Source organism: Pseudomonas sp. dw_612, from assembly GCF_018449725.1.
In the GTDB taxonomy this organism is placed as follows: domain Bacteria; phylum Pseudomonadota; class Gammaproteobacteria; order Pseudomonadales; family Pseudomonadaceae; genus Aquipseudomonas.
The window spans coordinates 1-18,846 of the sequence record NZ_JAAVVC010000009.1 but is presented as its reverse complement, the minus strand read 5'-3'; the positions used below and the strand labels follow the sequence as shown (position 1 = coordinate 18,846).

The 18,846-nt window shown below is 61.0% G+C and carries 11 protein-coding genes; 2 read left to right on the top strand and 9 right to left on the bottom strand.

The window, feature by feature from the left end:
- Positions 1-222 precede the first annotated feature (222 nt).
- The gene (locus tag HB680_RS15605) at positions 223-507 is read left to right on the top strand and encodes a DUF3077 domain-containing protein (protein ID WP_213939518.1); all 285 of its coding nucleotides are present in this window, start codon (positions 223-225) and stop codon (positions 505-507) included.
- Positions 504-770, top strand: a complete 267-nt coding sequence (locus HB680_RS15600; RefSeq protein ID WP_213939517.1) for a short-chain dehydrogenase — start codon at positions 504-506, stop codon at positions 768-770. Before HB680_RS15605 ends, HB680_RS15600 begins: the two co-directional genes overlap by 4 nt.
- A gap of 404 nt (positions 771-1,174) precedes the next feature.
- On the opposite strand, the gene HB680_RS15595 is transcribed toward HB680_RS15600, so the two are convergent.
- The 9 genes from HB680_RS15595 to HB680_RS15555 all read right to left on the bottom strand — a co-directional run bounded on the left by HB680_RS15595 (position 1,175) and on the right by HB680_RS15555 (position 18,473).
- Positions 1,175-3,028: a polyurethanase gene (locus HB680_RS15595; RefSeq protein ID WP_213939516.1), complete on the bottom strand. Its 1,854-nt coding sequence runs from the start codon at positions 3,026-3,028 to the stop codon at positions 1,175-1,177.
- Positions 3,029-3,128: 100 nt separating this feature from the next.
- Positions 3,129-4,823 (bottom strand): polyurethanase, encoded by a 1,695-nt coding sequence (locus HB680_RS15590; protein WP_213939515.1) that lies wholly within the window; start codon positions 4,821-4,823, stop codon positions 3,129-3,131.
- 23 nt (positions 4,824-4,846) lie between these two features.
- Positions 4,847-7,918 (bottom strand): autotransporter serine protease, encoded by a 3,072-nt coding sequence (locus HB680_RS15585; RefSeq protein WP_213939514.1) that lies wholly within the window; start codon positions 7,916-7,918, stop codon positions 4,847-4,849.
- Between the two features lie 294 nt (positions 7,919-8,212).
- Positions 8,213-11,173 (bottom strand): autotransporter serine protease, encoded by a 2,961-nt coding sequence (locus HB680_RS15580; protein WP_213939513.1) that lies wholly within the window; start codon positions 11,171-11,173, stop codon positions 8,213-8,215.
- A gap of 619 nt (positions 11,174-11,792) precedes the next feature.
- Positions 11,793-13,157 carry a TolC family outer membrane protein gene (locus HB680_RS15575; protein WP_213939512.1) on the bottom strand — a complete coding sequence of 455 codons (1,365 nt, stop codon included), beginning with the start codon at positions 13,155-13,157 and terminating at the stop codon, positions 11,793-11,795.
- A 2-nt stretch (positions 13,158-13,159) separates the two neighbouring features.
- Positions 13,160-14,509, bottom strand: a complete 1,350-nt coding sequence (locus HB680_RS15570) for an HlyD family type I secretion periplasmic adaptor subunit (protein ID WP_213939511.1) — start codon at positions 14,507-14,509, stop codon at positions 13,160-13,162.
- The gene (locus HB680_RS15565; protein ID WP_213939510.1) at positions 14,506-16,284 is read right to left on the bottom strand and encodes a type I secretion system permease/ATPase; all 1,779 of its coding nucleotides are present in this window, start codon (positions 16,282-16,284) and stop codon (positions 14,506-14,508) included. The genes HB680_RS15570 and HB680_RS15565 overlap by 4 nt, the downstream gene beginning before the upstream one ends.
- 214 nt (positions 16,285-16,498) lie before the next feature.
- Complete coding sequence (locus tag HB680_RS15560) at positions 16,499-16,921, bottom strand: AprI/Inh family metalloprotease inhibitor (protein ID WP_213939680.1); 423 nt, start codon at positions 16,919-16,921, stop codon at positions 16,499-16,501.
- Positions 16,922-17,018: 97 nt separating this feature from the next.
- Positions 17,019-18,473, bottom strand: coding sequence for a serralysin family metalloprotease (locus HB680_RS15555; RefSeq protein ID WP_213939509.1), 1,455 nt, complete (start codon positions 18,471-18,473; stop codon positions 17,019-17,021).
- Positions 18,474-18,846 lie beyond the last annotated feature (373 nt).

Below are 18,846 nucleotides of genomic sequence, written 5' to 3'. Positions count from 1 at the left end.
TCATTCGTGATCGGGTTTGACGGCCTGGTAATTCCAAGCGCGCATAGTTCTCCAACTTGCTCGTGCACTTGTGCCCGACGCAAATTTTAATGGTGACTGTGTGCGGGGCACTTTCGAGTGCGCCGGGTACTTGGACCGGTCCGTCAACCTGCACACAGTTGCCACCCCATTCGTTTGACGGCGATGCAGTGGCAGCTCTTTGACTACCAAGGAGCTTCACCAATGACAGACCCAATCACAAAATCCACCCCCTTCGCCCCCTGCGACCACACCGACCACCACCTCTTCGCCGTACAACCCGACATCCCCATCCTCGACGCCCTGGAACACGCCTCGGTCTACCTCAGCTGCGCCGAAGCCCTCGCCCATCAAGCCCCCAATGCCACCCGCCCAGAACACATCGCGACGTTACGCTGGGCCAGCAAACAGATGCTCGGCACTGCGCGTTCATTGCTTCAAGCCTCGATCGACGGCATGCACGCCGCGCAAGCGGGAGGTGAGGCATGAACCCGCATATGCCGATGACCAGTAATGAAGACGATATCCCGGTGTTGCTGGTGGCCACGCAAGCGCCGCTGGATGTTTTGCACAGCAATGCCGCGACGCGGATTTTGGCGGGGACGCAGATGATGGAGAGCTTGGCCAGCCTGGATATTTCCCAGGCCAAGGGCGCTGATGTGCAGCAATTGGCGCAGGCAGCGGCGATGTTGTTGCGCGATGGCTGTGATGTGATGGATGTGTTGGGGCGGCGGATTCGGGCTCGGGGGTAATCGCCGAATTTGATGGTGGTGACAGGACGCCTTCGCGGGCAAGCCTCGCGCCTACAGGGGATCGGCGGCGTATGCAAAAGTCGTGTACCACACCAAGCCCCTGTGGGAGCGGGCTTGCTCGCGAAGGCGGTTTCACATTCAAGGCTGAGGGTGACTGACACACCGCTTTCGCGGGCAAGCCTCGCTCCTACAGGGGATCGGCGGCGTATGCGAAGGTTGTGTACGACACCAAACCCCTGTGGGAGCGAGCCTGCTCGCGAAGGCGGTTTCACATTCAAGGCTGAGGGTGTTTGGCACACCGCTTTCGCGAGCAGGCTCGCTCCCACACTGGATCGGCGTCGTGCACACAATCTGCTGCACATGCGGTCCCTTGTGGGAGCGGGCTTGCTCGCGAAGAGGCCCTATCAGGCGATGACGATCGCGGAGCCAGACAAACTCTCCAACCCAACCCCCACCAACGTCACTGAATCCGCGCCGAACGTCAGCACGGTGTCATGCCCGACCGCCGTGGCGTGGGCGCGGAAGTTATCGTCAGGCATCACCCCCTGAACCCCGAGGAACACCAGTTTGTCGCTGGCCTGATACCCAATCACCTTGTCCTGGCCAAACCCGCCGGTGAACAGGAACGTATTGATCCCGCCCCCCGACTCCATCAGGTCATTGCCGCCGCCACCGACAAACACGTCATTACCCCTGCCGCCGATCAAATGGTCGTTGCCGTCCAGGCCAAACAACCAGTCGCCGCTGGCATGCGCCGTGAGCGTATCGGCACCCGCGCCGCCCTTCACCGTCGAGGCGTATTGGGTGACGTTGTTGCCAACCTTCAGGCCACCCGCCGTGACGCTGTGGGTCACGTCGTCCTTGAACACGCCCCACAGGAACGCCGGCTCCTTGGTGATGATGTTGCCGATGTCGCGGGTGATGCTGATCCCGCCGTTGGCGTCCTTGACGTAGAGGTTGCCGACGCCGTCGTTGGCGAACACGAAGTTTTTCACCGACTGCTGCAGGTCCAGCACGTTGCTGCCCTTGCCGCCGAGCACGATGTTGTAGCCGCCACCGTCGCGGAAGGTGTCGTTGCCGTCGCGGCCTTCAAGGTAGTCGTTGCCCTTCCCGCCCTGGATCAGGTCATTGCCGTCGCTGCCGATGATGAAGGTGCTGCCCTTGTGGGTTTCAGCGTTGCGGTTCAGGTCCTGGACCCAGGTGTTGGCCCGCGCCGGGTCCGAGAGGTTGGCGACGATGATGGTCGAGTCTTTGCTGGTGAGGTCGTAGAACTTCGACTCGATCACCCGGTTCATCCCGTCACCGTACGCGGTCGGCAGGTGCGAGATCCAGGTCGGAATGTTGAGGATGGAAAACGGCAGTACGTTCCATGCGGTCGAGGCGTAGTGATCGTTGAAGCTGACGATGTTGTCGGTCGCCGAGGCCTTGGCCGCGTCATGCACGCCCACCGACGACAGGTTAAAGGTCGAGCCGTCCAGTGCGCGGAACACCGGGTCGTTTTCGTAGCCGACGTTCAGCACTTTGTCGTTGCTGCTCTGGGTCGGCGAAGCGTAGGCGATGTAGTTCGAGTCCTTGTAGAACCCCGACCACTTGTCCGTGCTCAGATCCGCCAGGCTGTTCACCGCCAAGCCGCCGAGGCTGTGGCCGCTGACCAGCACGTCCTTGCCCGACAGGCCATGGGCACTGGCAAACGCTGCGACGTTGCCGAACAGTTTGCCAAAGGCTTCACCGGCGTAGTTCTTCGCATAATCCTTGGGCCCGAGCGCGGCCAGCAGATCGTTGATCGCGTCGCCGATAGAGTCGCCGATCAGGATTTCCCGTGGGCCGCTGGTGCCACGAAAAGCGATACCGATTTCCGTGAGATGGCCCTGGGCGTCGTACTTGCCGAGGATCTCCACCTGCGCGCTGGTGAACCCGGCCTTCTCGCCGTAGAAGGTTCCGCGCGCGTCGGTCTTGCCGTCATAGCCCAGTTGCGAGGCGGTGATCGGCGTCCAGCCGGCCTGTTTCACGGCGTCGAGTGCGAGTTTTTCGGAATCGGGATTCCACGGCACACCGGGGATGACGCCTTGGGAATCGGTGCCACCGATCAGCGCGGTGACCAGGGTCGCCGGCAGCCCGAGGCCGAAGCCGTTGTGCTGATAACCGGCGGCAAAGCCGTTATCGAGGTTGTGATAGGAGTACAGCGTGATGGCCATGGCGTCACTGAACAACGCCTTGGATTCTGCTGTGCTGAAGTTCTTGTAGTCGTACACACCCATTGAAGTTGCCTCTCTCTTTATTGGAATTGTCAGAGATAGCTCACAACCAGGACGCCTCACTGACGAGGCGCCCCGGAGCATTCAGTGCATGCAGCTTGTGTTACGCGAACGTGATGCCTGAAGCCGACAGGTTATCCAGTCCGACACCGACCAGGGTCACGGCAAAATCGCCAATCTTCAGCACCGTGTCATGCCCGGATTGGGTCGCATGTTGCTTGTAGTCATAGCCCTGCCCTGCGCCCTGGACGCCCATGAACACCAGTTTGTCGCCGCCCTGGTAGCCATTGATCGCATCGAAACCGAACGCGCCGCTGAACAGGAAGGTGTTGTTGCCGCCACTGGCATGCATCACGTCATTGCCCGCGCCACCGACGAAGGTGACGTGGCTTTTGTCGCTGCGCAGCAGGTCATCGCCGGCATTGCCGAACAGCCAGTCGCCATCGACGGTGGCCGCCAGGGTGTTGCCGTAGGCGTCGCCGTTAAGCGAATGGTTGTAGTGGGTCAGTTCAGTGCCGTTGAGCAAGCCATTGGCCGTGACGTTGTAGGTGACGTCCTTGGTGCCCAGCCACGAGCCAGGTTCCTTGCTCACCAGTGCGCCGATGTCGCGGGTCAGGCTGATGCCGCCGTAGGCGTCGCGCACATACAGCGTGCCGTCGCCGTCGTTGGCAAAGCTGAAGTTCTGCAACGGCTTTTGCAGCTCGAAAGTGTTGCTGCCCTTGCCGCCCAGCAGGATGTTGTAGCCGCCGTCATCGCGGAAGCGGTCGTTGCCGTCCCGGCCCTCGATGAAGTCATTACCGGCGCCGCCCTTGAGCAAGTCGTTGCTGTCGGTGCCGATAATGAACGTGCTGCCGGTGTGCGGCTCGCCACTGCGGCCCAAGTCCTCGACCCAGGTCTTGCCCCGGGAATCGACCGTCAGGTTGGAGACGATCAGCGTCGAGTCCTTGCTGGTGAGGTCGTAGAACTTCGAATCGATGACCCGGTTCAAGCCGTCGGCATAGCCCAGCGAACCATGGGCCGACCAGCTCATGGGATTGAGGATGCTGAACGGCACCAGGTTCTGCGCGGTGGAGGCGTAATGGTCATTGAAGTTGACGATGTTGTTGGTCGCCGACGCCTGATAGCCATCGTGCTTGCCCACCGAGCCGCTGCTGAACGTGGTGCCGTCCAGCGCGCGGAACACCGGGTCGTTTTCGTAGCCGATGTTCAGCACGTTGGTCGAGACGCTTTGGGTCGGCGAAGCGAAGGCCACGTAGTTGGCGCCTTTGAAGAAGCCGCCCCAGTTGTCGCCGCTCAGTTCCGCGACACTGTTGACCCCGAGCCCGCCGAGGCTGTGCCCGCTGATCAACACGTCCTTGGCACTGAGACCATGGGCCATGGCAAATGCGGCAACGTCCTTGAGCAAGGTGTCGAAGGCGTTTTTCGCGTAGTTCTTCGCGTAATCCACCGGGCCGATGGCGGCCAGCAGGTTGTTCTTGATATCGCCGAACGTGTCGCTGTAGCCCAGGCCACCGGTGCCGCGAAACGCCACGCCGATGCCGATCAGCTTGCCCGCCGCGTCGTACTTGCCGAGCACTTCGGCTTCGGCGCTGGTGAAGCCGTCCTTCTCGCCAAAGAACGAACCTTGCGCACTGACCTTGCCTTGATAACCCAGCGCCGTGGCGCCAATCGGCGCCCACCCGGTGGCAGGCAATGGCTGGCCCGTCGGTGTGTAGGCGTAAAGCGTCAGGGCGATGGCATCGCTGTACAACGCCTTGCCGGCGGCACCGCCGGCATTTTTGTAATCAAACAGTCCCATGTGTTGGCTTCCTTAGCGTCAAATCAGAACTGCCAGTCCAGGGTCAGGCCCACACCGTGGTCCTTCTCGTTGGAGCCGAGCAGCCCGTTGTAATCCAGGTTTACACGAGTCGCTTTGTTCAAGGCCAACCCGGCACGCAGACCAACCACGGCGGCATTGCGATCCATCGATACGCTCTGCACGTTGAACCCGGTGCCGCCATTGGCGAACGCGAGGTGTTGATCGGTATCGACACTGCTCAGGTTGTGCTGCCAGCCGAGGCTGCCGGACAGTTCAAGGCTCTTCTGGCCGGACAGCGCAACGGCTTTGCTCGCCCGCAGACCGAGGGTCGACAGCACCGCGTCGCGGTTGTCTTCACCGCCCTTGAGCGCGGCGGCATCACCCTTCTCGGTGAAGCTCTCACTGTTCAAGTGTACGTAGGCCAGTTTGGCGAACGGTTCCAGGGCCAGGGGTTGCAGGTCCAAACGGTAAGCCGCTTCGGTGAACACCTGCGCGGTGCTCGCATCGTGCTTGGTTTTCTGCTTGCCGCTGACGTCCGCAAATTGCAGGTCACGTTTTGCATCGATGCGATGCCAGCTGTAGGCACCGCCGACGCTCAGGCGCAGGGCATCGATTTCATGCCCCAGGTACGCACCCAAGTGGTAGCTGTCGACGTCGGCCGATGAATGCGTGCCATCGCCCATGCTCAACGAACTGTTGCTATAACCGGTGACGAAACCGAGACGGGTATCTTTAGCGATCAAGCCATCGCCACCCACCAGCAAACCACCGATGGAGCTGTTGGCACTGGCGTTGTCATTGCCGCCATCGCTCTTGCCCCAGGCGCCAAGGACTTTGACCCACAGGTTGCTGTTGTCGTCGGTCGGCGCGCCGGCGTCGAACAGATCCCGCTCACGCAGACGATCGCTGACCGCGTCACGCAGGTAACGGCTGTCGTTGATCAGCATCGTGCCGATGGCCGGGTGAATCTCGCCGGACAACTGTTGGAACGCTTGCTGGGCGACGGCGGCGTTCGGTGCCAACAGCAGGGTTTCGTACAGCGCATTGCCCGCGCCCAATTGTTCGGCGGCAGCGGCCACGGCGCGTTGGTTCGGGGTCTGGCCGATAGCGCTGAAGGACGTGGCGTTGCGCTCCACCGCCAGTTGAATGCCGGTGGCCGAGTAATCCAGGGCGCCGCCGATAAACAGGTAGTTCGGCAGTACCGCGCCGAATTGACCCTGGATACCGCCCGCCGCTTGCAGGATGTTGTATTGATGGCCGAGCAAGGTTTGCGTCTCGGCGGTGGTCAGCAAGGTCGGACTGTTTTCCAGGGACAGGCTGACGGTGGCGCCATCGATCACAGCTTTGCCGCCCGCGATGATCTGGTCGCTGCTGGTTGGGGACAGTTCCACGGCGTAGGTCGAGCCCGGCTCGAAGACCACGTCGCTGGCCACTTGCAAGGTGCCGATGGAATTGCCCGGCGCCACGGTGCCGCCGCTTTTCGCGGTGAGTGCGCCGATGCGCCCGTTACCGCCGAGGATGCCGCTGTCGTTGACGGTGACGGCTGAGGCCAGCGAACCGTTGATCGCCAGACGCCCTTGATTGACCAGCGTCGGGCCGGTGTAGGTGTTGGCACCGGTCAGCACCAGGGTGCCGATGCCCTGCTTGGTCAGGCCGCCGTGGCCGGAAATATCGTTGCGCCAGGTGTCGAGCCCGCAGTGCACGTCGTTGCACACGCGTTCGGTGGGTTTGCCGGCGTCGATGATGCCGCCGATGCCCGGCAGGTCCGCGACAAACTGGCTGGAGCCGTAGGCGCCCTGGATGCGGAATTCTTCGGGAATGTCCTGCTCGGTGACGAACATCGCCGGGCCGTCGATGCCTTTGCCCAGGTTGATCATGCCCCAGCCGTACAACGCATCCACGCCAGGGGCGCCGAGGTCGGTGGCGGTGGTGCGCAATACGCTGGCGACCTGGGCGCCGGTCATGTACGGGAAGCGCTCCATCAACACCGCCATGGAACCGGCCACATGCGGAGCGGCCATCGAGGTGCCGTTGTAGTTGGCGTAGCTGGTGCCGAGGTTGTCGGCGCTAGTACCGGTGATGATCGAGCTGAAGATCTTGCTGCCCGGCGCCGACACGCAGTAACTCGCGGTGTAGCCGCAGCGCGACGAGAAGGTGCTGATGTTGTAGAGGTCGGCGCTGGTCAGGTCCGGGTTCTTTTGCAAGGCCGCCACGGTGATCCAGTTCGGCGCGATGTCCGGCACGAAATACGCCAGGCCGGCGATGGCATCCGGGTTGTTGAGGTTGTAGTCGTTGCCGGCGGCGAAGATCGTGACGATGCCGCTGCGCGCTGCGGCGATGGCGCCGTCATAGGCACCGCCCGGTTTGGTGCCGAGCAAGGGCTGAATCTCGTTGAACTGCAACTGCGCGTCTTGCACGGTGAAATGCGGGAACGCCGGGTTGCGACCGCCAAGGTCGAAGCGATCGGTGATGCCGATGCCCCAGCTGTTGTTGATGATCCGCGCCCCGCTGGCGATCAGGGCATCCCAACCGGCCTTGTAGACCGCGCCGTCGTTGCCGCGAATGATCCCGTCTTCAGGGCCTGGGTCGCCGTTGTCGGCGCTGATGATCTGCGCGCCGAAGGCCACGCCGTGCATCGGCCCGCCATCGCGGCTGCCGGCGGCAATCCCGCCAACGTGGGTGCCGTGGGCGCCGAGCTTGCCGTCGGAGCCGACCGAGGGCGCGCCGTTGTAAAGGAACGCGTCCCCGGCTTTGACCGGGATGTACGGGTCGGTGTATTCGCGGATGCCGCTGGTGACCAGGTTGATCACCTTGTTGGTCCCGGAAAACTCCGGGTGTTGGGCGTAGACCGGCTGGTCGAAGATCCCCAGCTTCACGCCTTTGCCGGTGTAACCGGCGGCGTAGGCTTGCTGCGCATTGATCGCGCCCACGCCCCAGTCGGCGTTGAATTCAGCGCTGCGCCAACTGTTGGGATCACCGAGTTTGCCGTTTTCCACGTAAGGCGCGGCGTGGGCGGTACCCAGCGTGGCCAGTGCGCAGAGCACCGCAAGGCTGAGGGTTTTTAAAACAAATTTGTTGTTATTTACAACAGTCATCCAGCTACCTTCCTTAGTTGTGTTGCCAAAATCCCTACGCCTTCAAGGCGCACTTTTTATCCCGCGACCTGTAGCAGCCGCCGAGGGGCTGCGTTCGGCTCGTGTAGCAGCTGCCGAGGTACGAGGCTGCGTTCGGCTGCGGAGCAGTCGTCAAACCTGAGCACGCGGTCCTCCTGAAACACCGTGTCGCCTGATTTCACGACTGCTTCGCAGCCGAACGCAGCCTCGTCCCTCGGCAGCTGCTACACGAGCCGTGCGCAGCCTCGTGCCTCGGCAGCTGCTACGGGGATCGCATTAAAATTGCCAATTGAGGCTCAGCCCCACGCCGTGGCTTTTCTCGCGGCTGGCCAGTTGGCCGGTGTAATCGAGGTTCAGGCGAATATCGCGGCTCAGGGCCAGGCTCGCATGGGCGCCGACCAGCGCGGCATCGCGTACCAGCGGCGAACTTTCCACCGCGAACGCCGTGCCGCCGCTGGCAAACGCCAGGTGTTGTTCGGAATCGACGCTGCTGAGGTTGTGCTGCCAGCCGAGGCTGCCGCTCAAGTCCAATTGCTGCTGACCGGACAGGTTCAAGGTTTTCAACGCCCGCAGGCCCAACGTGCTGAGCACCGCATCGCGAGTGTCGCCACGGCTTTTCAGCGCGGCGGCGTCGCCCTTCTCGGTGAAACCTTCGGTGTCGAGGTGCACGTAGGCCAGGTTGGCGAACGGCTCCAGCGCCAACGGTTGCAGCTTCAAGCGATATGCCACTTCGCCAAACACCTGCGTCGTGGCGGCATCGACCTTGGCTTTCTGCTTGGCGCTGACGTCGCCGTATTGCAGATCACGTTTGACATCGGCGCGATGCCAGCTGTAGGCACCGCCCGCGCTCAGGCGCCAGGCACCCAGTTCGTGGCCGGCATACGCGCCCAAGTGATAGCTGTCGACCTGTGCCGAGGAATGCGTCCCCGAACCCATGTTCACCGAGCTGTCGCTGTAACCGGCTACCAGGCCGATGCGAGTTTGCTCATCCACGGTGCCATCGACACCCGCCAGCAGACCGCCAATCGAGGTGGTGTAGCCCGCCGTGTCATGGCGATCATCGGTCTTGCCCCAGGCACCGAGTGCCTTGATCCAGCCGTTGCTTTGGGAACCCTTGGCGTCATTGAGGCGCTCACCCACCGCATCGCGCAGGTAACGGCTGTCGTTGATCAGCACTGAGCCCAGCGTCGGGTAGATTTCCCCTGACAACTGCTGAAACGCCTGTTGCGCTGAACTCGCGGTTGGCGACAGCAGCAGGCTTTCGTACACCGCGTTCCCCGCGCCCAGCCCTTCCACGGCACTGGCCACAGAGCGCTGGTTCGGCGTTTGACCGACGCTGGCAAAACGCGTGGCGTTGCGCTCAATGTCCAGGCCAATGCCGGTGGCGGAATAATCGAGCGTGCCGCCGATAAACAGGTAGTTGGGCAACACCGCGCCGAACTGGCCCTGAATGCCGCCGGCCGCTTGCAGGATGTTGTACTGATGGCCGAGCAAGGATTGCGTCTGGGCGGTGGTCAACAAGGTCGGACTGTTTTCCAGGGACAGGCTGATCGTGGCGCCGCTGACCGTAGCCGTGCCGCCGGCGACAATCCGGTCGCTGCTGGTGGGTGACAGTTCCACGGCGTAGGTCGAGCCCGGTGCGAATGTCACGTCACCGTTGACCTGCAAAGTACCGATGGAATTGCCCGGAGCCACGGTCGCGCCCGAGTTGGCGGTCAATGCGCCGATACGTCCAGAGCCGCCCAAGGTGCCGGTCTCATTCACGGTCACCGCTGACGTCAGCGAACCGTTGACCGCCAGCAAACCACCGTTAACCGTGGTCGGTCCGCGATAGGTGCTGTCGCCGGTGAGCATCAGGCGACCGGCACCGGACTTGATCAGGCTGCCTTCGTAGACGCGGGTGGCGGCCGCGGCATCCCGGGCCATGCCGACGGCGTAGTCAGTCTGATCCTGTTGACTGGCGCCGGCCGCCAGACCGTTTTGCCAGCCTTTGTTTTGCAGCGTCTGTTGCCAGGCGCTGTGTTCGGCGGCGTCTTCAACTTGGCGCTGAATCAGTGCCTTGTCGCTGATGCCGTTGCTCCAGACATCGCTCTGCCCTGCCCCCAGATTAGCGTCGAACGCACCAAGCAATTGCCCCGGCCCGTGCAGCGCCCGATCCAGGTTGGCGACGCCCCAACCGACCTGGGCGTTCGGCCCGTCGGTGATCGAGCCGTCGAGCTGGGTCGCGGTGGTCAGCAGCACTTGCAACGCTTGCTGGTTGTTCATGTACGGGTAGCGTTCCATCACCATTGCCAGGGCGCCCGTGGCGTGCGGCGCGGACATGGAGGTACCGGACTTGATTGCGTAGCCGCCATCGGGAATGGTGCTGTCGATCTTCGCGCCGGGGGTGGTAATGCACCAATATTTGGCGATCCCGCACTGGTTGTACTTTTGCAGATTGCCTTGATCCAGCCCCGAAACCGCCAGCCAATGCCCTTCAAGCTCCGGCTGAAAATACGGCAGCGCCGAACGCACGCTGGCGTTGGGGTAACCGCTGTTGCCGGCACTGAACACATTGATCACGCCACGACGGGATGAAACATCGGCCGCCGCATCGAGCCAGGTGCCTTTATTGAAATGCTGAGCGTAGGCCGCGTGCAGATCATCGAGGGTGCGGTAGCTGACATCCGGCGGCTGGCTGCCCCAGCTGTTGTTGATCGCGCGCACACCGGCATCCGCCAAGGCGTTGTAAGCCGCTTTGAAATACTGCGGATCGGGATTGGGACCGAACAGGAAACTGTCGGTCTTGTTGGTGTTGGCCACGTAGAGTTGCGCGTTGTACGCCACGCCGTGCATGCCGATGCCATCGCGGGAGGCGCCGATGGTGCCGGCGACGTGAGTACCGTGGGAATCGTTGTTGGCGTTGAGCGTGCCGTTGACGTTGAACGGCGTGCCATCGACGTAGCTGCCGCTGGCCATGACCCCGTGATAACGCTCGGTGGCGAACTCGGGGTGGGCGGAATCGAAGCCGGAATCCAGTTCACCGATTTTCACGCCTTGGCCGGTGATGCCGGCGGCATAGGCTTGATCGGCCCGCATGCGCGCCAGGCCCCAATCGCGCTGAAACTCGACCGAACGCCAACTCGCGGCGTCGCCGGGTTTGCCGGTTTCAAGGTACTGGGCCTGGGCCGCTGCGGGGATGGCAGAAACCAGGAGCAATAGCGTGCCGACCGAAATCGGCTTGATCTGTACGTCCATGTCTTCTCGCTTTTTTGGCGTTTTTAGAGTTTTAGCCCCCTGTCCGCGGGGGTGGTCGTGCTGTTTTGCGGTGTTGCTTAAATGTGTGTCTGGCTGAAGATTCACCCCTCACCCCAGCCCTCTCCCCAGTGGGGAGAGGGGGAAAGGGAGCCGTTCTGCGTGCCGTTCAAACCTGAGTTCGGCTCGGTTTCTCAGGTCGATGTCGTTCGAAAGAACAATTCGGTCAGTCCCCTCGCCCCTCTGGGGAGAGGGGGAAAGGGAGCCGATCTGCGTGCCGTTCAAACCTGAGTTCGGCTCGGTTTTTCAGGTCGAACTAGTTCGAAAGAACAATTCGGTCAGTCCCCTCGCCCCTCTGGGGAGAGGGGGAAAGGGAGCCGATCTGCGTGCTGTTCAAACCTGAGTTCGGCTCGGTTTTTCAGGTCGAACTAGTTCGAAAGAACAATTCGGTCAGTCCCCTCGCCCCTCTGGGGAGAGGGGAAAGGGAGCCGATCTGCATGCCGTTCAAACCTGAGTTCGGCTCGGTTTTTCAGGTCGATGTAGCTCCAAGAACAACTCGGTCAGTCCCCTCGCCCCTTTGGGGAGAGGGTTAGGGAGAGGGGTGGCCCTCAAGACCACCCCATCACTGCTTGAATCCCCCCCGTCCAAACGCCTCGTCAACTTTCGCCAGATCCTGCTCATTCAACGTCCCGGCGTAGTAATGCAGCTTGGTCCACGCCATCAGGTAGTCATAGCGTGCCTGGGCCAAATCGCGGCGGGTGGTAAATAGTTGTTGTTCGGCATTCAGTGCATCGAGGTTGACCCGCTCACCACCCAGGATGCTTTGCTTGGTCGACACCACCAGCGCTTCGGCGGAGGTCAGGGCCTTTTGATAAGCCTTCAGCTTGTTCACCCCCGACAGGCAGGCGCTGAACTGACGGCGCAGTTCGATCAGGGTTTCCCGGGTCTTGCCGTCCAGGTCGTACTCGGCCTGCTCCATGGTGCGGCTGGCCTGACGGGTCATGGCCGACACCCCACCACCGGCATACAGCGGCACGCTGACTTCAATACCAATGGTGTTGGTGTCGTAACGCTGGTTGTAGGTGTTGCCGCTCTCCGATTCGTTCTGGCGCACCGACGCATAAGCGCTGACTTTCGGCAGGTGCCCGGCGCGGTTGCGTTCGACCTCGTAGCGCGCCACTTCCACGGCCTGGCGTTGGGAGGCCAGGTTCGGGTTGTTGGCCACCGCCATCTCGTGCCACGTGTCGTAATTGGCCGGTTGCAGGGCGAAGGTCTGGAAGTTCTGGTCCAGTGGCGCCAGGTCGCCGATGTTGATCGCCGGCACGCCGATCAGCGCGCCCAACTCTCGCAACGACGCGTCCTGCTCATCCCGAGCTTCGATTTCCTCGGCCGTGGCCAGTTCGTAACGGGACTCGGCTTCCAGAATATCGGTCCGCGTGCCCTCACCCTGGCGGAACATGTGCTCGTTCTGCTGGAACTGTTGTTCGAAGGCCTTTTTCTTCGCCAGGGCGATGTCGATCTGATCCTGGGCGAACAACGCCTTGGTGTAGTTCTCCAGCACCCGCACCAGCAATTCCTGGCTCTTGCCGCGAAAGGCTTCGTCAGCGAACAGCGATTGCGCGACGCCTTTGCGGTACGACGCGTAAGCCTCGTAGTCGAGCAGCGGTTGTTGCAGGCTCAGGGTCGAGCCGTAACTGCTGTAGTTGCGGTCTTCGGTGAAGTCTGGCCGCCCTTCATTGATCTGGGTGACCTTGGAGGTGTTACGCCCCTTGTTGTAGGTGTAACCAATCTTGGGCAACAGCCCGGCGCGGCCAATGATGCGGTTTTCAAGGCCGGCATCCCGTTCCTTGATGGCGCCGAGGAACACCGGGTCATTGCGCAACGCTTGTTCGTAAATTTCAAACGGCCCCAGGGCCATCGCACTGTTGCAGGTCAGCAACGCCAGGGCTGCCCCGAGCATGGAGAGCTTATTCATACAGCCGAACATCCTTATTCCTCGGTCAACGCGGAGTTTGCCCGGTCGAGCAGCGGCTTGAACAAATAGTTGAGGAGTGAACGTTCACCGGTGCGCACGAACATTTCTGCGGGCATGCCGGGCTTGATCACCAACCCGTGGAGTTTTTCCATGGCCTGGTCACTGACGCTGCTGCGCAGTACGTAATACGGCGCGCCGGTTTTCTCGTCGATCATCTGGTCGGCGGAAATCAGGCTGACTTCGCCCGGCACTCGCGGAGTGCGGCTCTGGTTGAACGCGGTGAACAGAATGTCCACCGGCAAGTGAGTGCCGACCTTGTCGATCAGATTGACCGGTAAGTGCCCTTCCACTTCCAGGGTGGTGCCTTGGGGCACGATTTCCAACAGGGTTTCCCCCTGGCGCACCACGGCGCCTTCGGTATGCACCCCGAGGTTGACCGCAATGCCGTCGGCGGTGGCGATGATCTCGCGGTGTTGCAGGTCGAACCCGGCGGAAGTCAGTTGCTCCTTCAGGGTCACGCTTTTGAGTTGCGCGTCGGCCAATTGGGTGCGGACTTCTTTCTGGTATTCCTCGATGTGCTGCTGCAGCTTGAGTTTCGCTTCGAGGATGCCCTGCTCCACCCGACCACTTTCGCCGGTGTTCTCCGCCAGTTGCTGCTGCACTTGCGACAGTTGACGCTGGTACTCCATCAAGCGATTACGCGGGATGTAGCCGTTGTCCGCCAGGGGCTGAAGGTTGCTCAACTGCTGTTGCAGCGAGCTGGCCTGGGCCGTCAGGTCGGTGCGCGCACGGCGCATGCCGGTCAATTGCGCGCTGGCGCCTTCGATATTGGCGCGCAGCCCACCCTGTTCACGGGCGTAGGCTTCGCGGCGGCTGCTGAACAATTGGCGCTGGCCTTCGAGGACCAAGGCCAGGCGTGGATCGGCGTCCTTACTCAGTTCGGCGGGGAAAGTCACTTGCTTGAGGTTGTCCCGTTCGCTTTCCCAACGGGCCACGCTGGCCCAGGCCATGCGGTATTGCGCCTGCAGCGAATCAACATCCGCAGCGGCCTGGGTCTGGTCGAGCTGGAACAGCGGCTGGCCTTGTTTCACCGCCTGCCCTTCGCGCACCAGAATCCGGCTGACCACGCCGTTGCCAATCGACTGCACGGCTTTGCGTTTGCCGGAGACGACGACCGTGCCTTGCACTGGAATCCCTTGATCCAGCGGCGCGAGGCTGGCCCAGGTGAAGAAACTGCCGGCGCCGACGATCGCCAGAATCCAGCCCATGCGCGCGAAGAATTTGGCATCGCGTTCGGGGCGCTCGGCGATGTAGTCGTGTTCCATCGTTGCTTCGTTTTCAGTATTCATGCGTGCGCTGCTCATACACCCGAATTCCTTGTCGTGGGCTGATACTGCCGGCTCATGCTGAGCCCGCCCGGTGCCTGCGCGGGTTTTTGTTCCTGATTTGCCGATTGATTGCCGGACAGCGCCTTGAGCACTTCCTGACTTGGGCCGTAGGCCTGCAAGCGACCGTCGTTGAGCACCAGCAACTTGTCGGCCTGGGCCAATGCCGAGGAGCGATGGGTGACCAGAATCACGCTGGTGCCGCGAGCTTTCATGTGCGCGATGGCGCCGGCCAGTGCTGCTTCGCCGACGGTGTCGAGGTTGGAGTTGGGTTCATCCAGCACCACCAGGCTCGGGTTGCCGTACAACGCACGGGCCAGAGCCACGCGCTGCTTCTGGCCGCCGGACAAACCGCTGCCGTCTTCGCCGAGCATGGTGTCGTAGCCTTGGGGCATGCGCAGGATCAGTTCGTGGACACCGGCGTGTTGGGCCGCTTCAACGACTTTCTGCGGGTCGGCCTCCCGGAAACGCGCGATGTTTTCCGCAATGCTGCCGCTGAACAACTCAATGTCCTGGGGCAGATAGCCGATGTACGGACCGAGGTCGTCGCGGTTCCAACGATGGATGTCGGCGCCGTCAAGCCGCACCGTGCCGCCGAGGGTCGGCCACACGCCGACCAGCACCCGGGCCAGCGTCGACTTGCCGGAACCCGAGGCGCCGAGCACGCCCAGCACTTCCCCGGCGCCCAGGCTGAAATTGACCATGTGCAAGGTCGCCGCGCGTTTACCCGGTGGACCGGCGCTGACTTGCTCAAAAGTGATCTGGCCCTTGGGGGCCGGCAGTGCCATGGCATCGTCGCTCGGCGGATAGGCTTGCAGCAGCGAGTCCAGACGACGGTACGCGAGTTTGGCGCCACTCCATTGCTTCCACACGGCGATCAGTTGATCGATGGGGCTCAGGACGCGGCCCATCAAAATCGACCCTGCGATCATCATCCCGGCGGTCATGTCACCCTTGATCACCAGCAATGCGCCCAATCCCAACACCAGCGATTGCAGGCACAGGCGCAAGGTTTTGCTTAGCGAGCTGATCACTGCGCCAGTGTCGCTGGCCTGATTCTGCAAGCCGAGGAAACGCGAATGCACCTGGAACCAGCGCTTGCGCAAGACGCCGAGCATGCCCATGGCCTGGATGGTTTCGGCGTTATGCAGGTGACTGGTGGCCAGTTGGCTGGACTTCTGGGAAAACCCTGCGGCTTCGCCCAAGGGCTTTTTGGTCATCGCCTCGTTGAGGCACGCCAGGCCGATCAGCAACACCGCACCGGCCGTTGCCAACACGCCGAGCCAGACGTTGAACAGGAAGATCACAAACAAATACACCGGGAACCACGGCGCATCAAAGAAAGCGAACAGCGCAGGGCCGGTGACGAATTGGCGAATGTGAGTCAGATCCCCAAGCGATTGTCCGGCGTTGCCCTCGCCCTGGAACAGGTTGCGCTCGAACGCGGCCTGATAGACCCGCAGATTGAAGCGGCGCTCCAGTTGGCTGCCAATGCGGATGACGATGAAACTGCGAACGACCTCTAACATGCCAATGAAGGCAAAGAAACCGACGACCATTAACGACAGCATGGCCAGGGTTGTTTCGTTTTGCGAAGACAGCACCCGGTCATACACCTGGAGCATATAAATAGACGGAACCAACATCAGTACGTTGATGAGTGCAGTAAAACAACCGACGCTGATCAAGATGCTCTTATAGTCACCCAGTGCCTTGAATAACGGTGCGGTGCCTGGGGCCTTCGCCATCTTCATTGATTTTTCCTGAGATGATAGTCCTCGCCATTCTTTGACGAGGGTTCAATTAACTGCCTGCGCACAAGCCGAGGCACGCTTTGCTAGTTATCGCTTACAAATGAATAACAACTCTTTTTAATCAAACGAGAGTCAGGGTTATTGATCTTCGGCCTATAACTGCATTGATGGGCCTTATATCCAGCGCTGAGAGCGTCGATTCTTGTACTTACGCTTATTGCGCGGCGCGCTTGAGCGTAATGATCAGTCCTGACTTCAAAGTGCTTTTGTAAAGCCCTTCGCGTTGTCGGCTGAAAAACACAATTCTTGAGCCTTCTTTACCCGTGATCGCAATGCCGTCCGGCTCGGTGAACCAGCCAATCGCAGGTTCTTCCAGCCAGGCACTGAGGCATTCGGCGCCGTCACCCAGGGTCTGTTTTTCTTGAAAATCGAGGGTGCAAACGTTCGACGGCTTGTCCTGCAGTGCCTGGGACTCAGCGGTGTCTTGCGGGGCGTTGAGGGTGGCTTGCCAAAGGCCCGCCAACTCCGAGGGGTCCGCTAATTTCAGGCTGCTTGCCATGGCTACATCTCCAAAAAACATCATCAGCGTCGCCAATAGCCACGCGGTTGCTTTGTAGGTAAAGGCGTTATGGGTCATAGGACGTTTTACTCCGGGGTGTAGCCTCACCCACAGCGGGTATGGATGCAAGGACAGAGCGCGGCGCATTACGCGCCGTGCTCCTTTTTGCCTTGTATCAGGCCACGATGTCCGTGGTTGCTGCCTGGCCAACGGTGCTGACCAGGAAATCAGCCACGCCGTGCCCAGAGAAGTCCACCGACAACAGGCTGTTGCCGCCCGAAGAGGTCAGCACCGCATCGCCTGCCGCACCGGTGAACGAGTTCACGAAGTGCAGGCCTGCGCCTTTGGTGATGCCAGTCAGGTCGATCTTGTCCAGACCGCTGACAAAATCGAGGATCTGATCGGCTGCACCTGGCTTGGAATCAGTACTGGCGGCAAACACGAAGGTGTCCGAACCCGAACCGCCCCACAGTTTGTCCGCACCGCCCGCGCCGTAGATCAGGTCGTTGCCGGCACCGCCCTTCAGTTCGTTGGCCACGCTGTTACCGATCAACAGATCGTTGCCCGAACCGCCGATGGCGTTCTCGATGATCGCGCCTTTGGCAATGGACACGTTACCGACCAGGCCGCCAACGTCGGAGAACGAGGCGTCATTGAGGTTGATTTTCTGGTTTTGGGTAAAACCGGAGAAATCCAGGGTGTCCTTGCCGCCCGCGTCCCAGACCGAGAAAACGAGCTTGTCGGCGGACGACGAAGCGCTCAGGAAGTCACGGCCGGCGTTGGAATTGAAGCCGTAGGTGGTGTCACCGGTACGGGTTTCGAGGTTGGCGCCGTAGAGTTTCTGGATCGCCGCGATATCGTCCATTAGCGGGCCGGAAGCATAGGCTTCAACGCCGGCCTTGCTGAAGTTCTGGCTGGTGTTGCTTTCACTCCAGTAGCTCATGAGGCTGTAGCCACGGGTGTCCTGGCCGTAGGACGCGTCGTTGTAGGTCGGGTTGCCTTCGCCGGCGTTGTAGTCGCCAGGGTGAGACAGGCCCAGGGTGTGGCCGATTTCATGGGTGAGTGTCTGACGCCCGTAGTTGTTCACGCCCGGGGTCTTGTTGACGTTGTAGCCGCTGCCGGTCAAGTACCAGGACTGACCGTCATAACCCGGCTCGGTGCCCGGCAGGAACGCAAATGCCGCCGCGCCGTCCTGACCACCGCTGTAGTTACCGAAGCTCATGTGCCCGTCGCCGCCCCTGGATGCTTCGGCAAAGGTGACGTTGGCCACATCGGCCCAGGATTGCATGGCGAGCACGGCCTGGGCTTTCTGCAGGGCGCTGAACTGACTGAAACCGGTGACGCCCAGGCCGCTGAAATTCGAGGTCTGGGACGTCAGGAAGCTGTAGGTCAGTTCGATCTTGCCGCTGCCGTTGAGATCGTGCCAGGCAGCACCATCGCGCAGCAGTTGAGTCGCGGCTTGATCCACCGAGAAGGAGGGTTTGCCATTGACCGTAAGGTTGCCGCCACGGTCATACTGATGGCTGAAACTATTGATCTGGTTGAACGCAGAACTCGGAGCGGCCAGTGCTTGCAGTGGCTGAAAGGCCAGTTCGGCGGAATCAATAGCTTTGGCTTTTACTTTCGACATAAACACACTTCCTTGTTAAGCAATGGAACAGTTTTTGTCCGATAGCGACAATCTCTGGCGAGATCGTCCTATCACTCGCCCAATGAAGGCGAAAGAAAACTGACACAATTTGAAATCAAACGTCTAGTACTTTTTTGAGGTCAAATTGTTGTATTCCAGCAAGTGCCCGGAAACAAGGGTCGCGGTATCGAAATATAGTTTTTAGTGGCGGGTTCTGGGCGAATTGTCTGACAATTCAATATTTAAATATTAAATAGGGCTAAGTTGCTTTTTGTCGAAGGTGTCTCACTTTGTTGGACTCATTAATATAAGTGCCAGTGCATTGCCATCAACTAATTAAACACTTAGTGAATACTCATTGTGGCGTACACCA